We start from the raw sequence: 14,190 nt of genomic DNA on the forward strand, positions 1-14,190 counted from the left end.
TGCATGCACCCTTGAAATTTTTTTCGCGAGACGGAGTTCTATATTTGAGGACAAGAAAAAAGCGAGTGGTGTGCAGTCGCAGGTGATCTGCAAGGTTCACACACGGTTTTGCCGGTTCGGTTTTTGCTTTTGACGGTTTCCAGATTTGGTCTCTGTTGCCAGGCTCGCATCTGCATTGCCCCGCAGGGGCTGAGGGGAAATCGTCTTCTTCGCAGCCTTTGGCTGCGCTTATGCTTTGAATACAAACAACCATCCCCAATTTTGAAAAAATATTCTCACGTAGTTTCGTTGGGGATGTCGCTGCGAGTCGGCACGCAACGCCGATGAAAGTGTAGGTTGGCCAAGGTAGCTGGTAGTTCGCATGGGCTTAGAGGACTTGCCGAGCGTGCGGTCGGAGGAGTTTGACGACGAGGGCGTTTTGGTTAGCCAAGATAGCTAAGACCAAGTCTCAACACAGTCAATCAAAGCGGCGCCTTCAAAACCGGCCTTTCCTTAGTTTTTCGGCGACCGGATGATCCTCCGCGATCTGCCGAGCTGCATGAAGCGGGGAGGGAAGCCGCAGGAACCCGTCCCACGACGGCGCATTCTTGCACCAGTATCCGGCCTGCAGCGCCAGCTGATCTTTGTTTGCAAAATCGCCTTCCTGGATCATCACAAACTCGGTCACCCCGAGCTGCAGCCACGAATCCTTGAGCTGTGACTGCGTGACGTCGTAGCGGGTGTGCTTGCGGTGAGAGCGCACTTTGTTAAAGGTCTTGGAATAGGACGTGAAGTAATACACCCGTTCTTGGTGCTCAGCTTGGTGTACACCAATGCGATTGCCTATGAACATGGGCACCAGAGGCGAAAGGGAATGGACACCGGTCATCTGAGCCGCTTGATGATCAGACCGCGTGCGGATCAACCAGGCGTTCTTTGGCACGGGTGGCAAGCCATGGCCCGCGCCATCATTCATGCCAGGATACAGGCGCTTGGCGCTGGCGTTGATATAGACAATCAGCGGGCTGTCGGCCACCGTGGTAGGCGCCAGGAGTGGCTGTCTGATCAGCAGCTTCGCTGCCTCTCCATCCAGCAGTTTCGGGCTCGCATGAATGGCGCAGAGGCCTTCGCTGTAACTTCTCCACTGGCCCGGTTGACCGCCGGCCCCATCCACGTAGACCTGCATCTCGCGCGTGTTGACCACAGCGCGTGTGATGACGGGCAAGTACACACTCAGCTTGCTGAGGTAATCGACATAGATCGAAACCACGGTCGTTTCGGCCGGGATGCCTGCTGTGCGCTCCAGGGGGATCGGCACATAGCCGGTACCGCGGATGGCATCGATCACGCTGTTGATGCCTGGGTAATCTTCTGGCTCGTCGGACTCCTCAGCGTTCGCCTTGGCTTTACGCAATCGGCTTTTGAGCCCAGCGGCCATACCTCTGGAGGTGACAGCCCCTTCCGCTTGCGGCGGGAGGTGGAAGATGAACTGCGTGGAGATGCCATGTTTAGCGCAGAGCGCTCGCAGGACATGCTTCGGATCGCTATCGTCCTTCGTGGCCACATCGGGAGTGGTCTCGATGATCGCAGCATCCGGCGCCCAGGTGCTCAGCCGCGGCAGCAATTCATGGGTAAACCAGCTTTGGATGTCGGCTGAACTCGTCTTGGTGGTCAGTACGCGCTGCGCGTCCTTGCACTGGATCTGCTGGAGCAGGACTTGAGGCTTAGGCTTGTCCCTGAATACGTGGGAGACTGCTTCCAAATTGGTGTACGCCGTGTTAATGCGCATCATGATGTCTGTATGCGCAGTTACCACCGCGATGCGGATAGGCCGAGTTGGAGCATGGGAGTCGCTGTCTCGCAGGGCGATGAGCCGACCGACATAGCGGGTCAGCATGGGCTTGGCGGAGGCTACAGTTTTCTGGACATGGAAGCTTGCTTGGTCGAGGATAACCGTTCCGACGCCACTGCCAATGGGTGAGCCAATCGGCGTGTGGGTGTGAATAGGTCTGAGGGGCCCCGCTAGAGAGACTTCATTGCCACCCAATGCCGGCAGGCTACCTTCCCCCATGTGCTGGATGAGTTCCGCGGCGGGGCTTGAGTAGACCGTCTGATATTGACCCTCGCCAATACGTATCGTGTGGATCTGAAACTTGGAAATCCCGTGGTCAGTCTTGAGCCAAGTCGAGTGTGTGGTATGGCGCCACTCAGGCAGAATGTGGCTCAAATGAACCGTCACGGATGCGTACTGACTCGGCACCTTGTGCAACAACAAGAGGTTCGTCGAAATCGAGTGCATGGCCACGGCCTTGCGATCGCCTCGGGCGTAGAGCAACGGGCTATCCCAGGCGACCAATGAACCGTCGCTGCAGACCGTGAGGTTCAACGGGACAGAAGAGTCCATCGGCTTGGTCGATAACTGATGGGCAATCATCCAGGGGACGACTTTGTAGGCCAAGTTCGACTGTCGTGGGTCGCGCATGATGTCGGACGCACGAAGCGGCATGGCGTGATCGGGTACCAGCGCATGAACGAAATCCTGTTGGCCAGGCGGTGCGTTGCGCAGGATGTGCTGAGCCCATACGTTGATTGCCCGGTTCAGTTTGCCGGAGTCGAGCGCCTTCAGGGACGCGATGGCTGGCGCGTCATTGCTTTTGAGCAGTTGCGCGTTGACCCAGACCGGGCCGCCTGACAAGTAGCTGAGGATCTCTTCAAGTGAATCGGTGGGCAGATATGGCTTGCCGAAGTGGTCGGTGAGTAGCGCCCACGCATTCACGAATTCCCGCGAAGCATGGTACTGCGTGATGGGAGGAAGCTCGTCCGGGTCAAACCGGAATAGGTTAGTCCTCAGGGAAATCGTCATCAGGTAGCCCCTCAGTCTCTTGGGGGCCTGCAGGCGATTGCGGGCCCGACGTCTCGATGTACAGCGTCATAGCTTCCACCAGCCCCGCGTGGTGCGTGGAAAATTCACTCCAGTGGCCATCCTGCTTGAGCTTATAAATGGTGCGTTCCAACAGCATCGCCCAAGTGTAGCGACTGTCGAAGAACGCCGCGTCGGCCAGGTAGCAGGTAACGGGAGTGCCTCCACGCCTGGCTCGCCCAACCAGCTGGGTAAGCGTGACCAGGACGTTCATGATGGTGAAGAACCGGATAGCTTTGGGTTGGCTGTAAAAGTAGGGCGGTGCCAGCCGGATACCGTTGAGAATGCGGTTTGCCATGGCACGCTCTGCCAGCAGCGCAAGGCCTGGATTGGCTGACGCCATCACACCTTCGCCAACGCTGTAGCAAAGGTGCGCTAGGTTGTTGCCGGGCTGGTCTGAGGAAGGCAACGGTCGCACACAAACCACCACGCCCCCCAATGCCGACTTGCCGTCGGCGGTCACGATGTTGTGACCCCGCGCCATCGGATAGATCGAGCTGACCATGAGTTGCACATCTGCATTGGGGCCGTCGGCGAATTCGACGAGATCGTCGTAGGTGAGCCGGTTCGCGAGCGGTAAGCGCTCCTGTCGATCGGCTTTCTTGCCGCCCCTAATCCATGCGACCTTGCGCTGCCCTGCAGAAATTTCATGGAGGGTTGATGCGAGCTGTTCTGCCTCGGCGTCACTCCCTGTGACTAATAGCAATCGTGCTCTATGGCAGGTGTTGGCGTCTTGCTCCAGGGCCGCCAAGTGGCTGGTGAGCCACGGCCAGAGCTCATAGCCCAGATCCCTTACGTTGAGCAGGCGAGAATCCAGCGGGGAGCCTGACACATGCACGGAGACATTCACATTTTCAAAACGGATATTCCCCTTGGCGTCCGGCACGTCGATTAGCGTCTTCGCGTTCAAATCGAAGCAGCTGGCGCCAGGGAAGAACGCGGTGGCACTGAAGCCAATGAACGTGCGATTCACACCTGCGTGGATCTTGGACGTCAGGTTCGGCAGATACTGAAGTGTCCGATGCGGATCCCCGGACATAGCCACGACCTGAAGCGACCAGGTGTCCCGCCCCTCCAACTTACGCTTGAAACCGTAGACAACGCGTTGCAGCGGCCCAAGTGGCGTCGGGCTGAAGGGCGCCGAGCCCGAAAGATCCTGCTGCACCCTCAACGCCGCGGCCACCTTCGCACGCGCGAGCATGGGGACATCTGAATAGAGGGTACGAAGGCTGGTCTCAATAAAGTGCAAACCCGTCCTGATAACCAATGACGACTTGAGCTTTTCGAGTTTATCGTCGTTCAGCTTCCTCCCTAGCTGTTTACGTGCCGCCAAGTTGCGAAGCAGATCCCCAATGTTGACGATCACCTCCATTGGGCTCGGCAACGCGTCATTGTGTGAGAAGGCTTGCAGAAGTTCCTGCAGCGGCGCCAGGTGGGGAGGAATGCTCTGATCGCCGTAGCCGCAGACACCATCGAGCACCGAAGGGTCGACGCCCAGGTAATCCGCGATCATCTGATCTTCCGCTCGCTCCCACACGGTTTCGCGATCTGGCCATTTCAGGTGTTTCAACGCCAACTGGAGCAGCCGTGTCGTATGGAGGATTACCGCGTTGCAGCCCCGCTGCGCACGATACAGGGTCGGGGCATCGACATCTGGAATGCTGTCTCGCCCGAAGATCTCCATGTGCAGCTCGGCCAGGCTGCTGTGCTCGATGTGGTTGCTCAACGGCAGCTCAAACACGCTCGTGTCGATGGCGCTCAGTAGAAGCCCATCGATCTCATCGACCATGAACAGTGAGGCCGTCCTGAGAAGCAGCTCCAAGAGGCTTCTTGACTCTCCACCGCCACCTCCGAGAGCGATACGGGTGGTACCGGAAATCAGAGCATGGTGATTAACGACGACGATGTCCGCTGCCAAAGCCTGTTCGAGCAACGTGCGCTTGCCACACTGGTTCAAAAACGGACAGCTATGAATACGCTTGTACGTCTCACGCCCTCGGCGCTCACCCGGGATCTGCAGATTAAAGCAGGGCTCTTCATCCCGTGGGCTCACGCTCTCGTCTGTTGCGCAGGCATCGAGTAGGCATCGGTAGTCGTAGGGGTGATCCTCTCGGCCACGCGCCAGGTAAAAATCTCCCGCTTTGGCAATCCGACGCTGGGAGTGCAGCGGGGCAATCTTCAGGTGGGGAGCTACGACACGCACCGAACGTTTCAGGGTCTCAACCATATTGCGCACGTCAGTCAGGTTGGGAACCGCAATAACGACCCGATGCCCTTGCAAGGCGGAGTGGATGCCCATCAACCCCATGACAACAGTTTTCCCTGTTCCTGTCGGCGCATTGACCCGATAGAAATTTCCCGCATTTGCCTCTACGCGCCCTTCATTTCGTACGATTGAGTTCAAGGAGCTTCGATGGCTCTGATGCAGATGGTTGATGGGGTCACGTCCCGCTTGATCGAGCGCGCTGGCCAACTCATGCAGCGAAGCCTTCTCCCAAGCAAACTTCGGCACGTCCGCGGCTTCAACCAGGGGAAGAGGGGTGTCATTTAGCGCCAGTCGAGAGCGCTGGGCTTCGGGAATGACAAACGTGCGATACCCATCGGACTGCGTTTCTCGAAGAATAATCTGTCCGTCCACGGGCCATTTCGTAGATGACGCGGCAGTTGGCTCCACCTTGATAGCGCAGAGTTTCTCCTCGATTAGGCCGTCCAGGTCAAAGCCTTCCTGGAAGCAGTAAACGTCGGTTTCGGTCAGGGGGGGCGGGGCTTCTTGGCTAACTAAGAGATCAGCACCCGCTGCCCGAAACGGCGAACCAGCACCGAAAATAATCCTCCGCGCCTCATCAAGAAATCGCCCGGTCTGGTTCAGGTCGACAGGGCGGTACTTGATGAGCGTAATTATTTGCTCGCGCGCCACCTCAGAAGCGCTTTCCCAGCCGATCCACAGATGAGGGCGTCCTACCAGAAAGACTTCAGCGTCAGCGAGGGTCGGCTCCTTGCTGATGTGCTTGATGGCCAGCCCAAGCGCTAGGGCGGTTGCATTTTCAGTTAACGTTGACATAGCTCTTTCACCCACCGCAGGCACTGAGATTCAGACTTGATCTGCTTAGGGCTGCACTGCTCACTTAACGAATCGACGTGCTGCCGTTGGTAGTCCGGAATGATGTAGATAGCCCCAGTGGATGGGGTATCAACCAGGTGAAGTCCCAGATTTCGAGGCGAATTCCAAACCTTGGCATCCAGCGAATAGGTTCGATCATTGGCCGTGAAGCTCAGGTCAGCCTGGTCGACGTCAGGCCACAGCTCTGCAGTAATCCCTAGCCGAGCAATACCATCGCGCAGGCGCATCTCCAGCAGTCCCGGAATCAAGGTAAATGCCCATAATGCGGGGACTAGCCGGTACTTGTTCTTAGCAGTGACGGGGTGGATGAGCTTAGAGGTTCTGACACTCACCAGCTCGTCACCCATCCACTGGAAAATCCCGACGGTTTGTTCACACCACTGCGCGCCGCAGGACACTGCCCGGTGGTGAATCTCCATCGGCCACCCACAACCCGGACATAGGTAGATATAACCCGAGCGGATTAGATGCTGAGGAATCGGCTCGTACAGCGAGTTGAAGCTGACTTGAAGCGGAATCAAGAAGTCCAGGCTACTGTCAGCGTCTACGACTCCATGCTCGATCAAAAACATCCGGAACAGCCGGTATTCATCATCGCCATGGGGTCGCGTCCGGCAGAGGTCGCGAACTTTTTTCACGATTTGCTGGACACGCTCCCAGCCCAAGCGAGGGTTTGTCTCCAGCGCGATCGCGCTGCACAGCATAGTGGGTTCATCAGCAAACTGCAGAGCGCCCTCGTAGCCTTGCCTAAGACGACTGTCCAGCCATTGCTCAAGCGGCAGGCTGAGGCAGGAGAGCAGATTTGCGATCGTGCGGGGAGGGGAACCAGGCTCCAGCCACCAAAGTAGGGCGCTGGCTTGGCGCAAGAGGTCGTGCCGTTCGGCACACTCGCGGGCATCAAGCTGCGCTGCCCTCACGATCAGCCCGAGCAAGCGCTGGGCGTCGCTATCCACTGAGTCCATAAGCCCCCCCTATATTGGAAGCATGTCTCTGCGGAGCATCGTGCTCTGCAAGTCTTACCACCGGATCAAGCAGGCTGGTTCAATATATCAATTATCGCAAGCCAACCGGTGGATCGCGCTGTGCTCGCTGGCGCCGGCGCTCCGGTGGAATGCCCATACGACCTGCTTGCTGCATTGTTTCGCCTTCGTTTACGTAGAGCCGTGTTCCGATAAATGGCAGGACGCACGAAGGTAAGGCATTGCAGCGAGTAGCCTTGGTCAGATTTTCGTGGCATATAGCTATCAAATCATGATCGTAGATGTGTCAGCACTACTAGGGCTTTCACTCACTACCCGAGCGCCAGGGACAGCCATGCAACTTCAGGACTTGCTTTCCAGAGGGTATTTTCCTATCCAACTCCCGGTTGGATTCAGCACCAAGCAATTGGCAGAACACATAGGGGCAGTCGAAGCGAACTGGGATGAAGCCCTGGACGGGAGAAGGCGCATACTCTCCCAGTCCGAACGATTTTCGGTGGCGAGGTCGTCATATAGCAGACGGACTACCTCAATACCCAATCCCGTCAATTTTTATGGCCTGGCCAAAGACATCTGCCAGTACTGGCCCCAAATCCAAGAACATTTCAACAAGAGCGAGATCTCTCGAAGCATCCCTGGAGAAGGAGGATCGCTGAGAGCGATTGAACTGACGAAATTCACCGACTTGTACGAGGAGCGTGTGCGCCGCTCGGCAGGCGCGCGCTACGCGCTGGTCACCGATATTTCGAGCTATTTTCCCACCATCTACACTCATACCATCCCGTGGGCGTTGCATTCAAAAGCTGTAGCCAAGGCGAGACGGGACAGAGTCCCCGATTTTTTTGGCAACATCCTAGACCAACGCTGCATGGGCACGCAGGATGGACAGACCATAGGGTTGCCCATTGGCCCGGATACTTCGCACATCATTGCAGAGATGATCGGCGTCGCGATTGACGACTCCATTCGAATTGCCCTGGATGGTTGGCCCAAAGGTTTCCGCTATGTTGATGACTTCACCTTTTTCTTCAACACGCGAGAAGAGGCCGAACGCGCGCTGGCTGTCATCATCAAGTGCGTAAGCGCGTTTGAGCTGCAGATCAATGCATCGAAAACTAAGATTGTCGAGGTACGCGAGCTCGTTCAGGAGTCTTGGAAATACGCCCTCAAGAAGCTAAGAGTCTCAGCAAAGCGGCGCCAGCAAAAAGACGACATCCACCACTATTTTGAAGTGCTGTTCTCGCTGGAGGCGCGGTTCAAGGATGAAAGCTTGGTGAAATATGGCCTGAAGCAGCTTTCGTCCACCATCATCAAAAAATCCAATTGGCCCATCGCGGAAGCATACCTTCTCAAATGCGGTTATGGATTTCCCAACACGCTCCAGGTGATCACCCAGATCCTTGTGACCTACCATCGCCACCAGTATCAATTGAACAGGGAGGCATTGGGCGACTTTTGCAACAACCTCCTGGGCTCAGCATCGGCCGCGAACCATCACAGTGAAACGGCCTGGTTGTTATGGCTATGTAAGGAGCTTGAGATTCACCTAGACGCCGCGTTGGTGCAGCAAGTGCTGCACATGGAGAGCTCGGTTTGCTCACTTATAGCTTTGGATCTCAAACATTCAGGCTTTGTGAACGGTGATCTCAACCTTACCGACCTTGGGCCTTTGGCGACGCGTCAGGCGCTTGTGGGCAACAATTGGATGTTGGCTTATGAAGGGGGGCGTCGTCGCTGGCTTGCCAACGAGAACCTTGACTTCATCCAGGGAGATGCTTGCTTCGCCGCGCTCCTGGAGGCTGGCGTAGGCTTTTATAGTGAGGCGGCTCAGCTTCCCCCCATCTTCCAGCTTAAGCAGTCAGCGCCTATGGACATCGATTTCGACTCCGACGATGAAATCGAAAATGACTTTGACTTCGATGATATGGATGAAGAGTACTTTGACTCCACCGACCAGGGCGAAGATGAGGATGACGGCGAGCCAGGAGCAGCGCAGCCAGTCGCTGTCCCAGGCCATTTCGCTGGTGACGACGTCGATCTGGACGCAGTGTGGTTGAGGGACGAGTAGGGCATAACTGGCGGAGGGTAGGTGGGCTCAACGATAATGTCGCTGGGTCGCCCTCTCACTCAAAGAGGGCCACTGTGCTGTCGCACTGCGTTCACTCTCCATCCGCGACCCAAGAAAAGGTCAGTGCCTCCCGAATTGCGGCTACTAGCCATAACGTACACCACTCCACGCTCTACGAATGCGGTAGTCGACCAGCCAGATGCCTTGTCACGTGGGAAACGAACCCACCATGCGGGCTGCGTTTCTCCATCCAGCGATCTACGCTCTTGGGTTTGGGTCGGTAATCTGACGTCGTGATCTTGAACGCGCAGTATGCAGGGGTTGTAGGGTCGTCTAGAGAGGCATCCACTGCTTTGGAGTAAATAAAAAAGGGGTCTCACGAGGCCCCTTATTTTGTCCCTAAAGAGTTACTTATCTAACCAGCTTTCGACTTCGTCAGCACCGTACTGGCTTTTCCACTCCTTCAGGGTTTTGTGGTTGCCTCCTTTCGTTTCCACGAGCTCACCTGAATGGGGATTCTTGTAAACCTTAGTCTGGCGGGGCTTGCGACTACTTTTTTCAGCGACTACGGCTGGTGCGCGTCTAGTAGCAGATTGTGGGTCAAGGATGGCCACAATATTACGCAAGCTGTATCCGTACTCAGAAAGAAGGTCGCGGAGCTTTTTTTCAAACTCGATTTCGCGCTTCAAGCCATCATCGTTTTTGAGGGACTCAAGTTCGGCGAGCTGAGCAGCTAATTGTTGCTCAAGGGCACGGAATTCTGCGAGCCTAGACATTTGACACTCCTGTATGTAGTGCATCGAGTATAGGCGCTGGGTCAAATGCCTTCAATGTGCCGATTCAAGCTGGAGCTTTAGGCCGATAGAGCAACGACGCCAAGCGCTAAACTGTGGAGAACGGTTGCATACCATCCCGGCATGGCAAATACCGCCAGCGCGAGGAGGACGAATGGATTCGATGCCAGGCAACGATAGCAGCGAAGCATCAGCGAACACTTCCACTACAACTGGTAGACAAAATGGAGAAGGGAAAAGAGACCATGCGCCTTCGAAGCCTCGATGATACCTAAGTAGCTGGAGCGGACGGTGCCGCTGAAATCGGTATACGGTCAAGGCTTCGTCATGGTGGGGAAGGGCACGTGTCGCCTCGATTGCCCTACTCAGAACGCTCGTCACAACGTCGCTCTATTACGTCGACCTCAGGTAACCCGGATATCCGCTCAGAAAGAGGAACCTCGTGGCGTAAAGCGTCGCGGTTCGCTCCACCTCAATGGCTACTGACCACGGATGCTATCCGCTGGAGGGACAGCCCGAAAACGGCTACCGTTCGCGGCTCACTTTATGACCCTCCCACCAAGGAACGGACAACGAATGAACCACAATATGCTACTTCTGTGTGCCACCTGTGGAGTAGAAGTTCACTGTCGCATAGGTATGTCGAACCGAGACGTGCAACCACTTTCGTTTCTCTGCCCAAGCTGTAGCAGTGACATCAGCATTGTCTTGGGAGGAGGTCATCCAATTGAGCTGACTAATGCTACAGAAGGGCCGCTGGATCGCGAGAAAGCCTTTGCAGGCGGCTACCTCTTTCAGGATTTGCATTTGGATTTTCCAGTCTGGAGCAAAGAATATGTGGCAGGCAACACGCCATTCATGACAGCCATGGGAATGGTGGATCGGGACAAACTCATGACAAGCGGTGCTCATGCAGGCGCGCTATTTAGAGACCGTCTGGATGTCCTCAATCACTATGGCAAGCGCTTCGAGGAGGTGAAACAGCTGCTGAAACTGTATCCGCGGGCCAACAAGGACTTGTTCCGTCGCAGGGCATCCGAGTTCCTCGGAGGAGAACACAGTCCGTCTCTCAGGCCGGAAGACCTGAACGTACTCCTCTACAAAGTGTTATCCACGGTAACGGCAGCTTTTCTGGAGGACGATACGGTGCTCCAAGTCGTGCGGGGCTATCCCGAGATCATCATGGGGCTTGCTCAGAAGGATTGGGCCGCTTACACAAGTTTTCACCGCGAAATTTGCGACTCGAGGTTCCTGTACAACCTGCAAAAAGATTGCTTGGGTCTGTACGGCAAAATCTTCGAGCTTGAGCTATACATCCGTCCAGCCATTTTTCTGGATTTTTGCACGGGCCAGGAACATCTTAAGACCTCGGCAAAGATCTCACGTCTGGGTTTTGAAAACTGTAAGGACATCTATAAGGATCTGGCAGAGGTGTTTGGTCGACAGCTTTCACTGGTCGCCGGTATCAATAACCTGATGCACCGAGGTGGCCATAATGCGTTTTTGGCGAAGGACGGGGGCGCCCTCTCTAGTCTTGCCAAATTCACTGACAAAAACCTCTCAGACAAGCTCAAGTACCTGGACGACTGCTGGTACAAGATCGATTCAAGCGTATTGAACGCCGGCGTACGTAATGCAATCGCCCATTACTCATTCGAATATGACGAAACCACCCAAATCATCACGTGCTACCCCAATAAAGAAGGACTAAAGCGTGAGGAGGGCGTCGAGCTCTCCTTCTTAGCCTTTATGCGGATGATCTTGGTGCTATTCCGAGAGATGCATTGTAAGCGGCCAGCGAACACACCTTCAGAAATCCGGAATTAAGGGCGATGGTGTCCGCCTATTTTTAAGCGGACGCGATCACCCTTATCACCAGGATTTCCATGCGCCAACGAAGCTCCTATCCCAAACCCTTCAAGGCCCAGGTCGTGCAGGAATGCCTGAAACCCGGTGCCTCAGTTTCCAGCGTCGCGATCAGCCACGGCATCAATGCCAACGTGATTCGCAAGTGGCTGCCGATTTACCGTGATAAACCCGTCGCGCCACTTCCCGCATTTGTACCGCTGCAACCGATGCCTAAACGGCACGCTGACGAAGCCGTGGTCATCGCACTGCCGCTGGGCGACAAATCCATCACGGTCAAATGGCCCATCTCCGACCCGGACGGCTGCGCACGTTTTATCCGCAGCCTCTCGCAATGATACGCATCGACGCCATCTGGCTAGCCACCGAGCCCATGGACATGCGCGCCGGCACCGAAACTGCGTTGGCCCGCGTGGTCGCTGTGTTCGGTGCGGCGAAGCCGCACTGCGCTTATCTGTTCGCCAACCGCCGGGCCAACCGGATGAAGGTGCTGGTGCACGATGGCGTGGGCATCTGGCTTGCCGCGAGGCGTTTGAACCAAGGCAAGTTTCACTGGCCTGGCACTCATCGCGGCTTGGAAGTCGGGCTCGACGCTGAACAACTTCAAGCGCTGGTGCTCGGTTTGCCATGGCAGCGAGTTGGCGCTAACGGCGCAATCACAGTGATTTAGCCTTGCTTTTCAGCTGTGGCAGGTGGATCGCTTTGGTAAAATCCACGGCATGACTTCCTCGCCCAATCTCGACCAAATGACACCCGAACAACTGCGCGCACTCGCTGCGCAGTTGCTGTCGAAGGTCGACACCATGGGCCGAAAAATCCATCGTGACGAGACGATCATCGGGCAGCTCTCTCACGAGATTGCCATCCTCAAACGCCACAAATTCGCCAAGCGCAGCGAGCAGATCAGCCCAGCGCAAGGCAGCTTGCTGGATGACTTGCTCAACACCGACCTTGAGGCTATCGAGGCAGAACTGAACGCGCTTCGTCCCGCCCCAACGTCGGACGAAACCCGCCAAAAGCCCAAGCGCGCGCCGCTGCCGCCGCAGTTCCCACGTACCGTCATTCGTCACGAGCCAGAGAACACCCAGTGTGTCTGCGGGTGCCAGCTTCAGCGCATCGGCGAAGACGTCAGCGAGAAGCTGGATTACACACCTGGCGTGTTTACCGTTGAGCAGCATGTACGTGGAAAGTGGGCCTGCCGCCAGTGCGAAACACTGATCCAAGCACCGGTGCCGGCCCAAGTGATCGACAAGGGCATCCCGACCGCAGGCCTACTGGCGCATGTGATGGTAGCCAAATTCGCTGATCATCTGCCGCTGTACCGGCAAGAAAAGATCTTTGGCCGTGCAGGCCTGGCGATCCCGCGTTCAACGCTGGCTCAGTGGGTGGGCCAAACTGGCGTACAGCTACAACCGCTAGTGGATGCACTGCGCGAGGCGGTGCTGGCTCAGCGAGTCGTGCATGCCGATGAAACGCCGGTGCAGATGCTGGCGCCCGGAGAGAAGAAAACGCATCGAGCCTATGTCTGGGCTTATTGCACGACGCCGTACTCGGCCCTCAAGGCGGTGGTCTACGACTTCAGCCCCAGCCGCGCCGGCGAACATGCGCGCAACTTCCTGGGCACCTGGAACGGCAAGCTGGTCTGTGATGACTTCGCGGGTTACAAGGCCAGCTTCGACCTGGGCATCACCGAAATCGGCTGCATGGCGCATGCCCGCCGTAAGTTCTTCGACCTGCATGTAGCGAACAAAAGCCAGTTGGCCGAACAAGCGCTGCACTCAATCGGCGGGCTGTACGAAGTCGAACGGCAGGCCAAAGACATGAGCGATGAAGAACGATGGCGATTACGCCAAGAAATAGCGGCGCCCATTGCACAAAAGTTACATGAATGGATGCTGGCTCAGCGCGACCTCGTGCCCGAGGGCTCGGCCACGGCCAAGGCTCTGGATTACAGCTTGAAACGCTGGGTAGCGCTGACGCGCTACCTGGATGATGGTGCCGTACCCATCGACAACAACCCGGTGGAGAACACGATCAGGCCATGGGCGCTTGGGCGCTCCAATTGGTTGTTCGCCGGGTCTCTGCGCAGTGGCAAACGAGCGGCAGCGATCATGAGTTTGATCCAGTCGGCACGCATGAACGGGCATGATCCGTACGCGTATCTCAAGGATGTACTGACGCGATTGCCGACGCAGAAAGCTAGTGAGATCGAGCATCTACTGCCGCATCAGTGGATGCCTGGCTGATCTACGCAAGGCGTATTCCCCGTACGCTTACGATGCATTATCTGCATCACCTCATCAAGTCCATTTACTACTTCGAGTACCTCATCGTTGCAAAAAAACAAACGTAGACTCGAACGGCAGGCGGCGAGAAGGTGAGTTACTAGCTATCCATGCAATAGCCGTCCACTCGCATGTGACCGGAGCGGGGCGACAATGTCTTTTCCGACTGGCTGGGCA

At 56.3% G+C, this 14,190-nt stretch carries 9 protein-coding genes; 5 read left to right on the plus strand and 4 right to left on the minus strand.

Annotated elements, in window-relative coordinates; translation table 11 throughout:
• Window positions 1-475: 475 nt before the first annotated feature.
• Genes N0B28_RS12575 through N0B28_RS12585 form a run of 3 tightly spaced genes read right to left on the minus strand, consistent with a single transcriptional unit; the run spans window position 476 to window position 6,982 of the window.
• Complete coding sequence (locus N0B28_RS12575; RefSeq protein WP_275731979.1) at window positions 476-2,842, minus strand: RNaseH domain-containing protein; 2,367 nt, start codon at window positions 2,840-2,842, stop codon at window positions 476-478.
• Window positions 2,820-5,960, minus strand: coding sequence for a hypothetical protein (locus N0B28_RS12580; RefSeq protein WP_275731980.1), 3,141 nt, complete (start codon window positions 5,958-5,960; stop codon window positions 2,820-2,822). The genes N0B28_RS12575 and N0B28_RS12580 overlap by 23 nt, the downstream gene beginning before the upstream one ends.
• Window positions 5,948-6,982, minus strand: a complete 1,035-nt coding sequence (locus N0B28_RS12585) for a hypothetical protein (RefSeq protein WP_152897795.1) — start codon at window positions 6,980-6,982, stop codon at window positions 5,948-5,950. Before N0B28_RS12585 ends, N0B28_RS12580 begins: the two co-directional genes overlap by 13 nt.
• Before the next feature lie 352 nt (window positions 6,983-7,334).
• On the opposite strand from N0B28_RS12585, the gene N0B28_RS12590 reads away from it, so the two are divergent.
• Window positions 7,335-9,068: an RNA-directed DNA polymerase gene (locus N0B28_RS12590; protein ID WP_275731983.1), complete on the plus strand. Its 1,734-nt coding sequence runs from the start codon at window positions 7,335-7,337 to the stop codon at window positions 9,066-9,068.
• Window positions 9,069-9,475: 407 nt separating this feature from the next.
• On the opposite strand, the gene N0B28_RS12595 is transcribed toward N0B28_RS12590, so the two are convergent.
• Window positions 9,476-9,844, minus strand: a complete 369-nt coding sequence (locus N0B28_RS12595) for a histone-like nucleoid-structuring protein, MvaT/MvaU family (RefSeq protein WP_152897793.1) — start codon at window positions 9,842-9,844, stop codon at window positions 9,476-9,478.
• Window positions 9,845-10,438: 594 nt separating this feature from the next.
• Between N0B28_RS12595 and N0B28_RS12600 the strand changes: the two genes are divergently transcribed.
• The 4 genes from N0B28_RS12600 to N0B28_RS12615 are packed head-to-tail and all read left to right on the plus strand — an operon-like array spanning window position 10,439 to window position 13,974.
• A complete protein-coding gene (locus N0B28_RS12600; RefSeq protein WP_275731984.1) occupies window positions 10,439-11,689 on the plus strand; it encodes a hypothetical protein in 1,251 nt (416 codons plus the stop codon).
• A 59-nt stretch (window positions 11,690-11,748) separates the two neighbouring features.
• Window positions 11,749-12,066: a transposase gene (locus N0B28_RS12605; RefSeq protein ID WP_123449890.1), complete on the plus strand. Its 318-nt coding sequence runs from the start codon at window positions 11,749-11,751 to the stop codon at window positions 12,064-12,066.
• Window positions 12,063-12,398, plus strand: coding sequence for an IS66 family insertion sequence element accessory protein TnpB (gene tnpB, locus N0B28_RS12610; RefSeq protein ID WP_169840082.1), 336 nt, complete (start codon window positions 12,063-12,065; stop codon window positions 12,396-12,398). Before N0B28_RS12605 ends, tnpB begins: the two co-directional genes overlap by 4 nt.
• 49 nt (window positions 12,399-12,447) lie before the next feature.
• Complete coding sequence (locus tag N0B28_RS12615) at window positions 12,448-13,974, plus strand: IS66 family transposase (RefSeq protein ID WP_275732055.1); 1,527 nt, start codon at window positions 12,448-12,450, stop codon at window positions 13,972-13,974.
• The last annotated feature ends 216 nt before the right edge of the window (window positions 13,975-14,190 follow it).

The sequence above is a fragment of the Pseudomonas sp. SD17-1 genome (genome assembly GCF_029201585.1).
Taxonomy (GTDB): domain Bacteria; phylum Pseudomonadota; class Gammaproteobacteria; order Pseudomonadales; family Pseudomonadaceae; genus Aquipseudomonas; species Aquipseudomonas palmensis.

What these genes read in the sequence shown, in the direction of transcription:
- N0B28_RS12575 (WP_275731979.1), bottom strand. Translation starts at nt 2,842, where the DNA reads ATGACGATTTCCCTGAGGACTAACCTATTCCGGTTTGACCCGGACGAG.
- N0B28_RS12580 (WP_275731980.1), bottom strand. Translation starts at nt 5,960, where the DNA reads ATGTCAACGTTAACTGAAAATGCAACCGCCCTAGCGCTTGGGCTGGCC.
- N0B28_RS12585 (WP_152897795.1), bottom strand. Translation starts at nt 6,982, where the DNA reads ATGGACTCAGTGGATAGCGACGCCCAGCGCTTGCTCGGGCTGATCGTG.
- N0B28_RS12590 (WP_275731983.1), top strand. Translation starts at nt 7,335, where the DNA reads ATGCAACTTCAGGACTTGCTTTCCAGAGGGTATTTTCCTATCCAACTC.
- N0B28_RS12595 (WP_152897793.1), bottom strand. Translation starts at nt 9,844, where the DNA reads ATGTCTAGGCTCGCAGAATTCCGTGCCCTTGAGCAACAATTAGCTGCT.
- N0B28_RS12600 (WP_275731984.1), top strand. Translation starts at nt 10,439, where the DNA reads ATGAACCACAATATGCTACTTCTGTGTGCCACCTGTGGAGTAGAAGTT.
- N0B28_RS12605 (WP_123449890.1), top strand. Translation starts at nt 11,749, where the DNA reads ATGCGCCAACGAAGCTCCTATCCCAAACCCTTCAAGGCCCAGGTCGTG.
- tnpB (WP_169840082.1), top strand. Translation starts at nt 12,063, where the DNA reads ATGATACGCATCGACGCCATCTGGCTAGCCACCGAGCCCATGGACATG.
- N0B28_RS12615 (WP_275732055.1), top strand. Translation starts at nt 12,448, where the DNA reads ATGACTTCCTCGCCCAATCTCGACCAAATGACACCCGAACAACTGCGC.